Origin of the sequence: Streptomyces monomycini, from assembly GCF_022271435.1 — a bacterium.
In the GTDB taxonomy this organism is placed as follows: domain Bacteria; phylum Actinomycetota; class Actinomycetes; order Streptomycetales; family Streptomycetaceae; genus Streptomyces; species Streptomyces monomycini.
On sequence record NZ_JAFIQY010000005.1, the window covers coordinates 41,266 to 56,554 of the forward strand.

The 15,289-nt window shown below is 70.4% G+C and carries 12 protein-coding genes; 9 read left to right on the forward strand and 3 right to left on the reverse strand.

Features of this window, described 5'->3' with window-relative positions:
• The first annotated feature begins 20 nt into the window (after positions 1-20).
• From JXZ78_RS08230 to JXZ78_RS08260, 7 genes are all read left to right on the forward strand, one after another.
• Positions 21-1,022, forward strand: a complete 1,002-nt coding sequence (locus JXZ78_RS08230) for a Gfo/Idh/MocA family protein (RefSeq protein ID WP_063726121.1) — start codon at positions 21-23, stop codon at positions 1,020-1,022.
• Positions 1,023-1,193: 171 nt separating this feature from the next.
• Entirely contained in the window at positions 1,194-2,483 is a 1,290-nt protein-coding gene (locus JXZ78_RS08235; protein ID WP_078624438.1) for a DegT/DnrJ/EryC1/StrS aminotransferase family protein, read from the forward strand.
• A 168-nt stretch (positions 2,484-2,651) separates the two neighbouring features.
• Entirely contained in the window at positions 2,652-3,341 is a 690-nt protein-coding gene (locus JXZ78_RS08240) for a class I SAM-dependent methyltransferase (RefSeq protein ID WP_030021784.1), read from the forward strand.
• 90 nt (positions 3,342-3,431) lie between these two features.
• The gene (gene hisN / locus JXZ78_RS08245) at positions 3,432-4,241 is read left to right on the forward strand and encodes a histidinol-phosphatase (protein WP_030021785.1); all 810 of its coding nucleotides are present in this window, start codon (positions 3,432-3,434) and stop codon (positions 4,239-4,241) included.
• Positions 4,242-4,359: 118 nt separating this feature from the next.
• The gene (locus JXZ78_RS08250) at positions 4,360-4,962 is read left to right on the forward strand and encodes a GNAT family N-acetyltransferase (RefSeq protein WP_030021786.1); all 603 of its coding nucleotides are present in this window, start codon (positions 4,360-4,362) and stop codon (positions 4,960-4,962) included.
• An 80-nt stretch (positions 4,963-5,042) separates the two neighbouring features.
• Positions 5,043-7,256 (forward strand): hypothetical protein, encoded by a 2,214-nt coding sequence (locus JXZ78_RS08255; protein WP_030021787.1) that lies wholly within the window; start codon positions 5,043-5,045, stop codon positions 7,254-7,256.
• 64 nt (positions 7,257-7,320) lie between these two features.
• Positions 7,321-7,956 carry a class I SAM-dependent methyltransferase gene (locus JXZ78_RS08260; RefSeq protein ID WP_030021788.1) on the forward strand — a complete coding sequence of 212 codons (636 nt, stop codon included), beginning with the start codon at positions 7,321-7,323 and terminating at the stop codon, positions 7,954-7,956.
• Positions 7,957-9,147: 1,191 nt separating this feature from the next.
• On the opposite strand, the gene JXZ78_RS08265 is transcribed toward JXZ78_RS08260, so the two are convergent.
• The 3 genes from JXZ78_RS08265 to JXZ78_RS08275 all read right to left on the reverse strand — a co-directional run bounded on the left by JXZ78_RS08265 (position 9,148) and on the right by JXZ78_RS08275 (position 12,503).
• Complete coding sequence (locus JXZ78_RS08265) at positions 9,148-9,402, reverse strand: hypothetical protein (protein ID WP_030021789.1); 255 nt, start codon at positions 9,400-9,402, stop codon at positions 9,148-9,150.
• Positions 9,403-10,571: 1,169 nt separating this feature from the next.
• Complete coding sequence (locus JXZ78_RS08270; protein ID WP_157851651.1) at positions 10,572-11,132, reverse strand: hypothetical protein; 561 nt, start codon at positions 11,130-11,132, stop codon at positions 10,572-10,574.
• Positions 11,133-11,354: 222 nt separating this feature from the next.
• Complete coding sequence (locus JXZ78_RS08275) at positions 11,355-12,503, reverse strand: hypothetical protein (protein WP_157851652.1); 1,149 nt, start codon at positions 12,501-12,503, stop codon at positions 11,355-11,357.
• A 435-nt stretch (positions 12,504-12,938) separates the two neighbouring features.
• Between JXZ78_RS08275 and JXZ78_RS08280 the strand changes: the two genes are divergently transcribed.
• Together JXZ78_RS08280 and JXZ78_RS08285 are read left to right on the forward strand one after the other, a co-directional pair.
• A complete protein-coding gene (locus tag JXZ78_RS08280) occupies positions 12,939-13,244 on the forward strand; it encodes a putative quinol monooxygenase (RefSeq protein WP_030021792.1) in 306 nt (101 codons plus the stop codon).
• 441 nt (positions 13,245-13,685) lie between these two features.
• Complete coding sequence (locus JXZ78_RS08285) at positions 13,686-15,257, forward strand: AMP-binding protein (protein WP_030021793.1); 1,572 nt, start codon at positions 13,686-13,688, stop codon at positions 15,255-15,257.
• The last annotated feature ends 32 nt before the right edge of the window (positions 15,258-15,289 follow it).

The window sequence follows — 15,289 nt, forward strand, 5'->3', positions numbered from 1 at the left end:
GCCCCCGATGTCGTTCGTTGGTGATCGGATTCGCCGGGCACCAGGGGCAGGAGTACCTACCGATCGTCCGGCGGCACACCGACATCGCCGGCGGCGTCGACCCCTCGGGGGACGCCGCGGCGCTGGCCCGGCAGTGGGACTTCCCGCTCTACGGCAGCCTCGGCGAGGCCCTGCGGTCCGCCGACTTCGACACCGCCGTGGTGACCGTTCCGCACAACGCGCACTTCGCGATCTGCTGCGATCTGCTGCGCGCCGGCAAGCACGTCCTGAAGGAGAAGCCTTTCGCCGTCACCGAGGCGCAGGCCCGGGAGCTGGTCAAGCTGGTGGACGACGCGGACCGCAGCGCCTTCACCCTCGTCCAGCGCGGCTTCAACCCGGTGTTCGCGTTCGCCCGTGAGCAGCTGGCGGAGATCGGCCGGCCGTACTGGTTCTCGTACGACTACCACCTGAACCTGCCCACGCCGACCAGCGGCTGGCGCGCCACCAGCGATCTCGCCCTGGGCGGCGTCCTGCTCGACATGGGGTACCACCTCCTCGACGTGCTCAGCGGCCTGTTCCCGGCCCCGGCCGAGGTGCGCTCCACCTTCCTGCACCGCTACGAGGAGATGCGCGAACGGCGCCTGGAGGACCTGGCCAGCGTGCAGTTCAGTTACCCGGGGCTGGACTTCGCGGGCTCGCTGCGGATCTCGCGGCACAACCTGGAGAAGGTCGAGAAACTGACGATCCTGGGCACCGAGGGCGCCCTGAACGTCACGCCCACAGAAGCGGCGCTGCACTCCCCGGACGGCGATGTCGCGTACCGCCTGGTGTCCGAGCAGCCCAAGGGCGCGGCCGTGAACGCCATGTTCGCCCACTACTTCCGGCACCTGGACGACCGCGACTACCGCACCACGCACGTCCGGCGGCAGCTCTCCGCGGTACGGCTGCTCGACCGTATCTACCGCGACCGGCCCGCCGGCACCCGTACCGCCGCGGAAGCCGGACCGCCGCTGACCGCACCCGGCCGGGCCGTCCCCGCCTGACCCGCGGCCGCCGGGGCCGCTGCCCCCGGCCGCCTTCGCACACCGCCGGTACGCGCCTTCGCCGCCACCCCGCGACGCCCTGCCGGCCGTCCCTCTCCCCAGCCCCGGGCCCCGGCCCCCTGCCGTCCTGCGCCCGTACGACCACTTCCCGACCGAGAGACAGAGGACCCCGTGACTTCCACCGGCGAACGCCTCGCCCTGCTGGGCGGCACCCCGGCCATCACCCGGCCGCTCCCGCACGAGATCTGGCCGCCCCGCGCCGAGGAGGCCGAACTCACCGCCCTGGCAGCGCAGCGCAACGACGACATCTCCATCAAGGGCAGCAGCGGCCCGGTCCGCGAGCTGGAGGACGCCTTCCGCGCCTTCCTCGACGACCAGGTCCGCTGGGCGGTCACCTTCAACTCCGGGACCAGCGCCCTGTTCGCCGCCTACTTCGCCCTCGGGGTGCGGGAAGACGTCGAGGTCGTCGGCCCGGCGCTCACGTACCACGCGGCGCTGAGCCCGGTCCACGCGCTGCGCGGCGAGGTCGTCCTCGCCGACATCGACCCGCTCACCCGGGGCATCGACCCGCAGGCCCTGGAAGCGGCGATCACCGAGCGGACGAAGGTCGTCACCGTCGTCCACCAGTGGGGGCACCCCTGCGACATGGACGCGGTCATGAGCATCGCCGAGCGGCACGGCCTGCGCGTCCTGGAGGACTGTTCGCACGCCCACGGCAGCCGCTACAAGGGCCGCCTGTGCGGCACCTTCGGCGACGCGGCGGTCTTCTCCCTTCAGGCGAACAAGGCCGTCTTCGCCGGCGAGGGCGGCATCCTCGTCACCAACGACGCGGGGGTGCACGACCGGGCCACCCTGCTCGGGCACTACCGTGACCGCTGCCGCGAGGAGATCACCGACGAGGCGCTGCGCGATCACTGGGTGACCGGGTTCGGGCTGAAACTGCGCATGTCGCCGTTCAACGCCATCGTCGCCCTGCACTCCCTCGCCGCGTTCCCCGAGCGCAAGGAGGCCCGGCACAGCGCGCTGCGCTACTTCGGTGAGCGGCTGGCCGAGGTCGACTACATCGAGCCCGTACACGTCGGCGAGGACGTCGACATGGGGGCCTGGTACGGCTACAAACCGCTGTTCCTGCCCGAGGCGCTGCCCGGTGTCACCCGCGAGCAGCTCATCACCGCGCTGCGGGCCGAGGGCATGGAGATCGGTGCGCCGTCCGGCCCCCGGCTGTCCACCCTGCCGCTGTACGCGTCGGCCGAGAGCCCGCTCTTCCCGGGTACCCCCAAGCACGCCAACGTGGCCGCCCCCGGCACCGCCGCCGAGCGGGTCGAGCGGCAGGCGCTGTCCCTGCCGACCTTCAACGACTGGCCCGCCGACAAGGAGCTGATCGACGCCTACATCGAGGCGTTCCAGAAGGTCGGCCGCCACCGCGCCGCGCTCGCCGGGCACGCGCGCGACGACGGCTGACGAGCGCCCGGCCCACCACCGTACGGACGCGGGGATCCTGCCCCGGCCCCCGCCCCCGGTCCCTACGGGCCGGAGCACCACCTGCCCCTGACCACCGAACGGCCCCGGGGCGACCCCCGCCCCGCCCTGCCCCACCCGCACGACCGACATGAGGACTGGAGAGGAACCATGGCTGTCAAGGAATCCCCCGAAGCCGCCGAGGCCGTACTCAACCGGGCGATGGAGGGCGACGACCTGCCCGACTCGTTCACCCTGCTCGGCCGGGAGTGGGACCTGCACCGCGACGTGTTCCCCGGCACCATCACCGCGGCGACCGAGGTGATGGCCTCTGCCCTGCCGTACCCGGAGGGCGGCTCGTTCCTGGAGGTGGGCTGCGGCACGGGCGTCATCTCCGTCACCGCCGCGCTCTCCGGCTGCGCGCAGGTCACCGCGCTGGACATCAACGAGAAGGCGGTGGCCAACACCGAGGCCAACGCGCGCCGGCACCAGGTCGCCGACAAGGTACGCGCCCTGCACAGTGACCTGTACGACGCCCTGGCTCCCGAGGACCGTTTCGACGCGATCTTCTGGAACGTACCGTGGACGTTCGTGGAGGACGACTTCAGCCTCAAGAGCCACCTGCATCACGCCGTGTTCGACCCGGGCTACAAGGGCCAGGCCCGCTACCTGGCCGGGGCGCGCGACCATCTGGCCGACGGCGGGCGGCTGTTCATCGGCACCGCCGACCTCGGGGACCGCGAGATGCTCGACCGGTTCGCCGAGGACGCCGGCATGCGGGTGGAGCTGCTGCGCCGCATCCGTCGTATCGAGGTGGTGCGGGTCATGGAGTACCACCTGCTGGAGCTGCACCAGCAGTAGCCCCCGGTTCCCGGCCCGCGTGCCCCGGCCGCCGCCCCGCGCGGCGGCCGGGCCCGGGCGCCCCACCGCCCACCCCAAGGAGACACCGATATGCCCAGCCCGGGTGACCTGGACGTCGCCCTCGATCTCGCGGACCTCGCCGACGCCGTCACCGGTGCCCGCTTCCGCTCCCGCGACCTGCGCGTCGACCAGAAGCCCGACCGTACCCCCGTCACCGACGCCGACCTCAGTGTCGAGGACGCCCTCCGTACCGCCCTCAAGGAGCGGCTGCCCGCGGACGGTTTCTTCGGCGAGGAGCACGGCGGCACCCCGGACGGGCCCCGCGTGTGGATCGTCGACCCGATCGACGGCACGAAGAACTTCCTGCGCGGCGTACCGGTCTGGGCGACCCTGATCGCGCTGGTCGAGCACGGCCGCCCGACCGTGGGCGTGGTCAGCGCTCCCGCGCTGCGGCAGCGCTGGTGGGCCGCCGCGGGCAGCGGCGCCTGGACACGGCGCGGCGACGAGCCGCCGGCCCCCCTTCACGTGTCCGGCGTGAACCGTCTCGGTGATGCCTACCTGTCCACCACCAACCTGTGCACCTGGCCGAAGTTCCACTCCAGGGAGGCCTATCTGCGGCTGGCCGACGCCTGCTGGGAAGACCGGGCGTACGGCGACTTCCTCCAGCACTGCATGGTGGCCGAGGGCATCGTCGACATCGCCGCCGAGCCTGTCGTCAGCCCGTGGGACGTGGCCGCGGTACGGGTGGTGGTGGAGGAGGCCGGTGGCCGCTGCACCGACCTGGCGGGCGGCGACATCCTCACCGGAGGCGGTGCGTTGTCGGCCAACCCGCGGCTGCACGAACTGGCTGTCGGGGTTCTCGGCACCGACGGCAACGGGTCGTGCACGGACGGGGGCTGAGTTCCTGTCCGAACCGAGCCGGTGCTGTGCCCGCACCCGGCCACCCAACACCCGGCCACCCAACGCCCAACACCTGACAACCCAACCACCCAACCCCCCAACTGAACTGGTGACACCCATGACCTCGAACGCCCCCGTCGTCCGCCCCGCCACCCGCGACGACCTCCCTCGCGCCCTGCGCACCCTCCAGCGCGCGTTCGCCGACTACCCCTTCACCCGCCACACCATCGCCGCCGACGACCACCTCGCCCGCCTGCACCGCTTCAACGAGCTGTTCGTCTCCCGCATCGGCCTGGACCACGGCAAGGTGTGGGTGGCCGACGACGGCGACGCGGTGGCCGTCTGGACCACCCCCGAAACCGCCAACGCCGGCAACGTCTTCGCCGAGATCGGCCCGCAGTTCGCGGAGATCGCCGGGGACCGTGCCGACTTCTCCGCGCAGGCCGAGGCCGCCATGGGCCCCCACCGGCCCACCGAACCCGTGTGGTTCCTCGGCTCGGTCGGCGTCGACCCCGGCCGCCAGGGCCAGGGCCTGGGCGGCGCGGTGATCCGGCCCGGCCTGGAAGCCGCCGAACAGGCCGGTGTACCCGCCTTCCTGGAGACCTCCGACGAACGCAACGTGCGCTTCTACGAGCGCCTCGGCTTCGAGGTGACGGCCGACTACCCGCTCCCCGGCGGCGGCCCGCGCACCTGGGCCATGACCCGTAAGCCGGGCGCCTGAGCCAGGGCTGCCCACGACGATGCCGGTCGGTGCCGCGCGGCCCGGCCACCGGAACGCGGAGACGAGAAGGGCTGGAAGACGTGACCATAGGGCTCGCCACGACGCTCGGCGACTATCTGGAGTACGCGTTCGCTCAGCACGGCCGCGGGGCGCGGTACCTGCCCGTGTTCGACCCGGCCGGGAAGCACGTGTGGCCCCGCAGGATCGCGGCGCGCCTCGGCCTGGAAACGGTCGAAGTACCGGCCCGGGCCGAGGGTGCCGCCCCTCCGGGGGCCGGTGACTGCGCGCGCGACGGGCGGGAGGACCACCTCGTCGTCGCCCTCACCGACGACGCCGGGTTCTGCGCGCCGGCGCTGGTGTTCGCGCTGGCCAAGGATGCCCGGCTGGTTCGGGCCGACACCGTGAGCCAGGTCGTGAAGGCGGCGCTGGAGCTGCCGCCCGGCGGTTACCTCACGGTCGTCGGCCCGGAACGGGTGCTGGAGTTCGCCCTGCTGAACCGGCTCCGCCGGGAGGTCCCGGAGGTGAACACGGGCGTCCTGTGCGGGCCGACCCCGGCCAAGCTCAGCGAGCTGGTGTTCAAGACGCTGGTCTACCCGCACGTCCCGGCGGAGCGCGACGAGTTCTTCGCCGGGCTCCTCAAGGGCAAGGAACCGATGACGTCGGGTCGCCTGACGGTCTACCCGACGGACGCCGTCGACGCCGGGCACCTCATGGACGGCACGGTGCTGCGCCGGGTGCTGAGCTTCATCGCCCACGCCAGCGAGGACTATCTGCGGGTCACCCCCGACGACATCCTGTGCGGTCTGACCGACGACCCGGAGGAGCAGGCGGCGGCTCGGCGCGCGCCCGGCCCGCTGCCCGCCTGCATGCAGGGAGACACCTGCGTCTACCCGGACGCGCGGCGGCACGACCCCGCCGCCATCACGGCTCAGGTGGTCTTCGCCAACGCCTGTCTTACGCTGAAGTTCGGCACCCAGCTGATGGGCGAGCACAACCGCTTCACCATCTCCCGCCGGTTCCTCGACGGCTGGGCGGGCTGCTTCATCGCCAGCCCGCTGCTCAAGGACGGCATCCCCGGCGAGAACCTGCTCTTCCACGCCCTGATCGAGGACGGTCTGACGGTCGGCGCCGCCGTACGGGCGGTCAACGACAACCTCGAACGGTGGGGCGTGGACGCGCCGGCCGTCATCGTCATCGGCGATCCGGAGGCCGTCTACGGCGACCGCGGTGCGCCGCGTACCGGCCCCGTGCCGTCGGTCGCGTACGAGCGAGACCGTGCCACCGTCCGCTTCGACGGCCTCATGCCGACGTACAGCCGCGTCCGGCTGGACGACCCGGACCTCCTCGCGGCGCACCGCGACGGCACCCTGGACATCCGGCCCGCCACGCCGTTCGGCGGACGCACCCCGTTCTACGCGGCCGCCGCGGAGATCGACGGCGGGCTCGATGTGATGGTGCTGGGCGTTCAGGACCGGCCGCTGCTCGCGGAGGAGTCGCCCCGCGTCCTCGACGTACGCGCCGCGGCGCCGCGGGCCGAACTGGACGGACTGACCCGGGCCTTCGAACGGTACGAGAACCTGGCGTTCCTGGACATCAAGCTCGACAAGGGCCGCGCGGTACTGACCGACATGGTCAACAACCTGCCCACGATGGCCCGCAGAGCGCGCAACACACGCTTCGAACTGACCGAGTGGGAACGGTTCAGCCGGTCCGTCGAGCGTATCCAGGAGAAGTGCGCCGCGCTCGACCGCGGCGTCATGGACAAGCTGCTGCAAGCCACCGAGAGCCGCGAGTACCACTTCGTCGAGGCGTACCGCCACACCTACACGGTGCAGCGCACCGAGAGCACCGACGATCCGTGCCGTTACTGCGGCGAAGCCCTCCACCGCTACGTCAGCGGCAACATCCTCCGCCCCCACCTGCGCCGCTACCTGATCAGCTGCGCGATCTGCGGTGCCGTGCAGGACACCGAGGACGAGGCGGTGACGCTGACCATCACCGGTGACAACCGGCTGCGCCCCGGGGCCGACACCGAGCTCGGCGTGGAGATCGGCAACGGCGGCGACGAGGAACTGGATCTCCTCCTGGGCGGGCGCATCACCCACGGCAAGCCGCACGGCTTCGGCTTCCGGCTCGACGACGCGTCGGTGCGCGTCCCGGCGGGCGGCACGGCCCGCACCCGCCTGACCATCAGCACCGGCCGCCCGCTGGCCCGGCACACCATGCTGCTGCGCTTCTACGCGGTGGGCCTGGGCCGGATCCAGTTCGCCGGCCGTGACCTGTACGTGCGCTGATCCGGTCGCCCCCGGCCGCCGCCCCCCGAACTGACCCGTCGGACCCGAGACAGAGGTACGGACAGTGAACACCGAGGTCAACCACCCACGCTTCGCGCGGATGTACCCGAAACTCGCCGCCTGGGCGGAGGAACACGGCGCCCAGGAACACCGCGCCGAGTCGCTCGCCCCCGCCACCGGCCGCGTCCTGGAGATCGGTGCCGGACACGGCCTGAACTTTCCCCACTACCCGGACACCGTCACCGAGGTCGTGGCACTCGAACCGGAACGGACCCTGCGCGACCTGGCGCGCGAGGCAGCGCCCAAGGCCCGTGTACCGGTGACGGTGTCCGACGGCGTCGCCGAACGGCTGCCCGCCGCGGACGCGTCGTACGACACGGTCGTCTGCTCGCTGGTGCTGTGCTCGGTGCGCGATCTGCCGACCACGCTCGCCGAGATCCGACGGGTGCTCCGCCCCGGCGGGCATCTCTGCTTCTACGAACACATCCGCTCACACTCCCGGGGCTTCGCCGCCTACCAGTGCGCCGTGGACCACGTGTGGCCGCACATCTCGGGCGGCTGCCGGGTGAGCCGCAGAACGGACCGCGCCATTCCGGGATCCGGCTTCACCATGAAACACGTACGCCACTTCCGCTTCCCACCGGGCCGCAACCCGGCACCGACCGCCCCCTTCATGATCGGCCTTGCGGTGCCGGAGTGATGGACCGGTGCGCACCCTCGCCGACCTGCGTCCAGCCCTCCGGGGCGCCGTCGGCCTGTGGAGAGCAGGCCGGAAAAGCTCAAGGCCACCTCCATCGCCCCCGCCGTGCGAGGGACCTCGCACTCGAAGGCGAGGGAGTCCTTGGGAGCGGACGCCGCCGCACGGCCGGTGAGGAAGCCGACGAAGTCCCGCGCCCCGCCCGGGAAGCAGAGCCGCGCCGAGCGGGGCTCATCCGGGCGGCGCAGGTCGGTCAGGGAGATCCGCAGGCCCTGGTTCAGGAAAGCCAGTTCCCTGAACCGCTCAACCAGGGCGTCGAACGAGAACTCCGCGGCTCCGAAGACGGCGGCGTCGGGCCAGGCGGCAAGGGTGGTCCCGCTGCTGGCCGCCGTCCCCGCCTCGGCGAGCGGGGTGGTGGCCACGCCGCGCGCGTACTCCTGGACCCACCGGTGTCGTTCACCGCCCGGCCCGCCACCTCGAACACCATCCGATGCAGGCCGCGTTCACTGGTTGAGCCGATGTACATCCCGGGCCGCTTGCGAACGGCGTCCCGCCCTTCCAGTGCCTGGATGTGGCTGGCGTCATACCCGGTGACTTCCTCGCTCACGGTGTCCCCTCCGACGGTGTCCAACGGCGCTTTCCAGGCTAGGCAAATCCCAGGAAAACACCAGGTCAGAGCCGTTACCCCGAGGTCGTGTGCGGGCACGTGGGCGACCGTCCGCAGGGCGCGGCCAGGCGCCGCGAACCAGCGCCGGAGTGCGGCCGTGCACCCTCCGGAGCGTGGGCGGCACCCTTGAGCGCCAGTCTCAAGGCCCTGTTCCAACGCGGGCACGAACCCTGCCCGGCGCCTCGGCCCGGGCAGCAACCCGGCCGCGCAAGCCGCCCCCGCTGGTTCTGGCGCCGGGTCAAGTCAAGAAAACGGGCAAAGAATATCGGGGTGGGATGCATTGCGGCTCTTGAGCGGGGCACCTGCCTGCGACGCGAACGTGTTCAGGCCCACCTCGATGGCGTGAATGCGGGAGACCCGGCAGCCGGAGCGGCCTTACCGCGCTCGGCCATCATCAGGCCGAATACTTCGCCGGTCAGGCCGCTGCATCCGTCCACGACGGCGTCGGGACGGCCTGCGGGCCCATGGGATTCTGCCGCTGCCGCCGTTCCGGCCGCGGCCGGAACGCGCAGGCCGCCCCGGGCGCGTCAGCCCAAGCGCAGCAGCAACAGCAGGCCGCCCACAGCGATCAGTGGCACCCCCGCAGCACGGAGGAACGCCGGCTGCGCGAAGGGTCCTGCCACGTAGGTGTCCTGAAGGTGGCCACGGAGAGCCATCCTCTCGCGATGGCGCTCAGCTGCTGTGTGCTGCACCCGCTCGCACCGCCGAGTGATGAATCCGCCGACGTCGAACAACACAAGTACACCGAGCAGCACGTACAGAATCGCAAAACCTATGGCCATTGACCGAAGTCTACGCACCGGCTCCCGGCGACGACCCGGCGCCAAGCACAGCAGGCGCACGGCGTCGTGGGAGGCACGTACGGAGCCTTGCCCAGTCATCGCGGAACCCACGGCCTGTATCGCGCGAGTTCACAAGGTCAACGAACCCACCTTGTACCGTTGCGAAGGTCAACGAGCCGCCGCCCAGGCTTCAGCACGCCAGCCCGGCAGTCCCTCGTCCAGCCACTCCTCGACGGCCTTCCGCCAAGGATCCGAGGGATCGCTGTCGGCGACATCGGCCCACGCGCGAAAGTCGACAGCTCTCGTCCCGGATGTTTCTGCGCTGCGTCAGCCGTTCACGCGACCGCGGTGGAAAGTAGTTGTCAGTCCCATGCATTACCGTGCATTGCGCACGGAAAGTGCATGACATAGATGGACAAACAGGGTGAGGGGCGCAAGGGCATCGCGCGACGCATCGGCGTCCCGCTGGCGACCGCAGCCGTACTGGCGGGCATGACCAGTTGCCGGAACGATGAGACCAAGGCCGATGGGAGCCCCGCCGTCCGTCGCACTCCGGCACAGGCGCTCACCGCGGCTTACAAGAAGACCACCAGCGTGAAGTCGGCGAAGGTCACGATGACCATGTCGGTGCCCGACGGGATGCCGGACAGTGGCGAAAATCCTCAAGGAAGCGGCAGACCGAGGCCGCAGCAGCATCTGAGCAGTGGATTGCCGACATGTCGGCGGGTGGGCCTGCTCACGGGCCCACCCACTTCTCGGGGCTCACCTCTCTCGATCGTGCAAGGTCTCTTCGTTGTCCACTGTCGGCGTTCGCTGCTTTCGCCGTGCAGAGCGTCGCAAGAGCATCGTTGGCTTGATCATCAAGTAGACGACCGAGAATATGACGCAGCGAGATACCAGCTCGGAGCCCCATGCTCGGTCCGACTTCACTGTCGAAGGGCAGTAGCCTGCCCGGCCGCGGTGTGGTGGCGAGGCGTGCACGCTGAGTCGTACGGCCCGACAGTGCTCGTCACGGTGAGGCCTCGGGCTTCTTAGCCGAGTTGCCAGTCGGTGGTGCCGGCGAGGAAGAGGACATCGAAGTCGTCCCCGGGCCGGGTCATCGACTCGGCATCGTCTTGGGCGGCGAGCGCGGCGAAGGGGTGTTTTCCACGTGAGCGGAATGTCCTCGGTCATGGGTTGCCGCGGTGCTGACGGGCGGCTTCTGCGTCGATCTCGTCGAGGAGGTCGGTCACGGCCTGGCGGGCGTCGGGTTCAGTGACCACGCCGTGCGCGAGGTGGCAGAACGAACGGATGGAGTGGTGGTCGTCCAGTTCCCCGATGTGCTGCTGGATGGGACGTCGGAGCCGTGCCCATCGTCTGGCCCATTCCTCGACATGCCACCGGATCATCTCGTCCAGATACCTCAGCGCAGGGCCGGTGCCGTTCAGACGCCGCTGCCGCGCCAGACTCTCCCGTCCCGCACGGATCCTCTCGAAGCACCACAGCAGAGCAAAGTAGTGATCAAGGACTTGTCTCGTCTGCTCCACACTGCGCCGCTCACCACGCCAGTAGAACTCCAGAGCGCTCCTGGCCGCCGACGTGCTCTCCGACGTCAGATCGCAGTACAGCGACCGTGCCAGAGCGAAACTCTCCTTACTGCTGACTCCACGGGTGGCCCAGACCGACATGGCCGCCGCCCCCAACGCCACTGCCGCCGAAAAACTGGCGACCCACACCTCCGGCTTCATCATCCCTCCCCCGACGCCCGCCCCCACCCTTCCACGCCGGCACCACGCCAAGAACTCCTCACGCGATGTCAGTAGCCGTGGCCTTCGGATGGCTACGTCGGTTGCTGCCCTCTTGCGGTCGGGCGCTCGCTCACCCCTGCCCAAGCGACCGCCACACCCGTCCAGACGACACGGTCACTCACGTTGCGTAAGAAGCTCTGAGCCCCGTTCACGCCGGAGCGCTTCTCACTGAAATCGCTCGCTGCCGCGGGTCAGGACCCAGATGTAGTACCAGGGACTGTCCCGCAGGGTACGCGGGCTGTTGTCCGCGGCGCTTTGGATGATGGCCCAGATGCCGCCCGCGCCTGCGGCGCCCATGACGGTGGCGGCTGTTTGGAAAGCCGGCCCGTACACGGCGACGAGGGAAGCCCCGACGGCGCCGATGACGGCGCCCGAGACCGCGACGGCCCGTTTGCGTCGTACGGCCGTCATCTGGGAGCGGATTCCTCGGATCTCGTCTTCGATGCCGTGCGCGATCCTGATCATTTCCCGTTCGGAGTCAACCGCGTTCAGAGCTGTGTCGACAGCGAGGAGTTCCTGTCGCAGGAAGCTTCGGAAGGCGGTGTAAGCAGCGAACTCCTGCACGGTGATCTCGCTGAAGTCGGCCATCCCGACGCCGTCGAGGAACGGAAGGTCGATGGCGAGCACCGGGCGGACGACGTGACTCTTGAGCGGATGTGGAGGACACGCGTCGCTCTCGGTGACGGCCCGTCCTGCCTGTACGAGAAAATCCAGGGCGCTCGGCACGTTGGCCGAGGATTCCGGCTCGGGGCCGTCGTTGAGCGAACCCGAACTGGAGATCTCCCGTTGACGGGAGACGGCATAGGCGGGCAGGTACCAGGCCAGGCCGGCCTTCAGCAGCGGTTCGGCGTCGATCAGCCAAGAGCCCAGCTTGCCGAGATCGGGGCAGTGCATGGCCAGGTATTCGCGCTGTTCGATGCGCATGGTGCCTCGGGTGCCCGAAAGTCCGGACTGGTCCGAGGCAAGTCGTGTGCCCAGGGGGTGCTCGGTGGACTTCCGGGACAGGGTGCGGACGCGGTGGGCCGGGCCGATGCCGTTGTGGGAGAGCAGCAGCGTGTCGGAGACGAGGGTGGCGCGTTTGGTGATGTCGGCGAAGTCCGAGTGTGCCAGGCCGATTCCGACGTGAAAGGGGGACCGGGCCAGCTTCTTCTCGGCGACCAGTTCCCGACGCCTCGGATGGAACAGATGCTTGCCGTATGCCTCGGCGATTCGTTCGGGTGATGCGCGTACGTGGCCGGGCAAGGGGTCGAAGAAGGCGCGCATGTGGCGTGCGATCAGGACATTGCCCGGTACCCGGCTGTTTCTCCCAAACACCGGCAACACCCTACGGGAACGGACCACGCTTCGTGATGACATACAGCCGCGATGTCGACCCTCGCCAAGGGGGTGTTCGGCGTGGGCGAGTTGGTCAGTGCAGCGGTGGTTTCGGGCGCAGCGTGCCGCCGTGCATGTTGGCGGCTGCTGACGCGGCTGTCCACGGGTTGCCCCGGCGGGGGTAATGCCCCGTGGCGGAAATGGGAGCCGTCCATGCTCCGGGACTGGCCGAGCACGATGCGCCCTCGCACGCGCGCCGCCACCTGACGCCTGACGCCTCCGAGCGGCGGGCGGGGTGAGTGGGTCGGGTGGGCCGGGCGGGCCCGGCAGCCCCGGCGCCCACGACACGTTCCGGTTTCTGACCAGGCGTTACGGCCCCGGACGAGCGGTGGGATAGGTTCGTTGGACATTCCGTTCGTCCTGGAGGTCGCAGGTATGCCCGTCGTAGTCGCCACGGTCCGCACGAAGCCCGGCGAGCTGGAGACGGCGCTCGACGTCTTCCGTTCGCACGCGCCCGCCGTCCACGAGGAGGACGGCTGTCTGCTGTACGCGGTCCACGCGGGCGAGGACCGCGTGGTGGTCGTGGAGAACTGGGCGGACGGTGCGGCGCTGGACGCCCACTCCCGGGGTGCCGCGCTCACCGGGATCGCCGCCGGGGTGAGCGAGCTGCTCGCCGCGCCGATGGATGTCGCCGTGCTGGACGCCGTCCCGATGGGCGACCCGGGCAAATCCACGCTTTAGGCACATCGTGCGGAGCGCCGCCCGTAAAAGGAAGGCAAATACTCCGTCAATTCGCCGTCAGCGAGAGTCCGTCATTTCGGACGTTGCGTTTTTCCCGTGAGCGGCCGTCGCCTCCGTGCGTACGGCCGCTCACGCCCGTATACCGCCCGAGCGGCCTCGCCCCCCGTTAACCGGCCATTCTCGCGACGCCCTCCGACTCCCCCCAGTACCCGCCTGACCTGCCGCTTCGTGCGCCCGTAAAAATACGGGGGAAGGGGCGCCGCCCCCGCGGGCTCTCCTGCGCGACCGGGCCGGTTGGCCAGATGTCCGCGCCTCGGTAAAAGGCCCGCCAACGGGCGTTCGTGCCAACTTGGAACCCTTGATCGGCGACCGTTAGCATGGAAATGGTTGTCCGGGGCAACTAACTACCCGTCGTGCCCCGGAATCAAGGAGGAATCACCTATGCCCGACACCGCGCACGACTTCCGCACCTACGTGGAGGAGAACCTCGACGCCCTGGGGACCGACCCCGGGCGCGTGGCGCTGGTGCACCAAGGGCGACGCGTCACCGCGGGTGAGTTCCGCGCCCTCGTCCACCGCACGGCCCGCGCGATGCGGGGTCAGGGCATCGACCGCGGTCAGACCGTCACGCTGCTCAGCGGCAATCTGCCCGAGACCATCGCCGCCCGTTACGCCGCCAACCTCATCGGCTGCCGGGTCAACCACCTCTACAACAAGCTCTCCGCCGACGTGCAGGCCACCATCGTCAAGGACGTGGAGACCGGCGCGCTGATCGTCGACCCCCGCTTCGACGACCGCGCCGCCGAGCTGACCGCGCTGGCGCCGGTGGCGACCGTACTGTCCCTGGGCCCCGCGAAGTTGGGCACCGACCTGCTGGAACTGGCCGCCGCCGAGAGCGACGAGCCGTTCCCGAGCCTCGCGCAGCCCGACGACATCTGCACCATCCGCCACACCGGTGGCACCACCGGCCACCCCAAGGGCATCTGCACCACCTACGGGCAGGTCCGTTCCTTCGTCGCCGACAACGACGAGGACGCGGGCGACGCCAAGGTGATCTGGCAGCGCCCCTCGGACGAGGAGGCGGCCCGCCTCCTGGTGTGCACCACCCTGGCGCACGCGGGCGGCATGATGGCCGACGTCACCCTGCGCGAGGGCGGCCTGGTGGTCCTCCACGAGGACTTCGAGCCCGGCGAGGTGCTGGCCGCCATCGAGCGGGAGCGCATCACCCACCTCTTCCTGCTGCCGCCGCTGCTCTACCAGCTCACCGACCACCCGGACGCGGCCACCACCGACACCTCCAGCCTGCGCTGCCTGACCTACGGCGGCTGCCAGTCCTCGCCCGCCCGCATCGCCGACGCGATCCGGCGCTTCGGCCCGGTGCTGGTCCAGTTCTACGGGCAGAACGAGGCCGGCGGGATCAGCGTGCTGCCCGCCGGGGAGCACGACCCGGACAACCTGGAGCGGCTGCGTTCGGCCGGCCGCATCCTGCCCAACGTGGAGGTGGCGGTCCGCGACGAGAACGGCCGCGACCTGCCGCACGGCGAGCACGGCGAGATCTGCATCCGCTCCGAGAGCATCATGCAGGGCTACTGGAAGCAGCCGGAGCTGACCGCCGAGGTGCTGCGCGACGGCTGGCTGCACACCGGCGACATCGGGTTCCTGGACGACGAGAACTACCTGACCATCGTCGACCGGATCAAGGACATGATCGTCGTGGTGGGCGGTCATGTGTACACCACCGAGCTGGAGGACCTCCTCAACACCCACCCGCAGGTCGCGCAGAGCGCCGTCTTCGGCGTGCGCGACGAGGACCGGATGGAGCAGGTGTACGCGGCCGTGGTGCCCGCCGCCGGTGAGAGCGTCGACGAGGACGGCCTGCGCACGATGGTGCGCGAGGCGCGCGGCGCGATGTACGAGCCGGCCCGTATCCAGTTCGTCGACGCGCTGCCGCTGACCGACGCCGGGAAGCCGGACAAGAAGAAGCTGCGCGAGCTGGCCACGACGGCCGCCTGACCCTCGCACGGCCGGGACCGGCCCCCGTCTCT

Bases quoted from the DNA above. Each gene is read 5' to 3' on its own strand.
- JXZ78_RS08240 (WP_030021784.1), top strand. From the start codon at position 2,652: ATGGCTGTCAAGGAATCCCCCGAAGCCGCCGAGGCCGTACTCAACCGG.
- hisN (WP_030021785.1), top strand. From the start codon at position 3,432: ATGCCCAGCCCGGGTGACCTGGACGTCGCCCTCGATCTCGCGGACCTC.
- JXZ78_RS08250 (WP_030021786.1), top strand. From the start codon at position 4,360: ATGACCTCGAACGCCCCCGTCGTCCGCCCCGCCACCCGCGACGACCTC.
- JXZ78_RS08265 (WP_030021789.1), bottom strand. From the start codon at position 9,402: ATGGCCATAGGTTTTGCGATTCTGTACGTGCTGCTCGGTGTACTTGTG.
- JXZ78_RS08270 (WP_157851651.1), bottom strand. From the start codon at position 11,132: ATGATGAAGCCGGAGGTGTGGGTCGCCAGTTTTTCGGCGGCAGTGGCG.
- JXZ78_RS08280 (WP_030021792.1), top strand. From the start codon at position 12,939: ATGCCCGTCGTAGTCGCCACGGTCCGCACGAAGCCCGGCGAGCTGGAG.
- JXZ78_RS08285 (WP_030021793.1), top strand. From the start codon at position 13,686: ATGCCCGACACCGCGCACGACTTCCGCACCTACGTGGAGGAGAACCTC.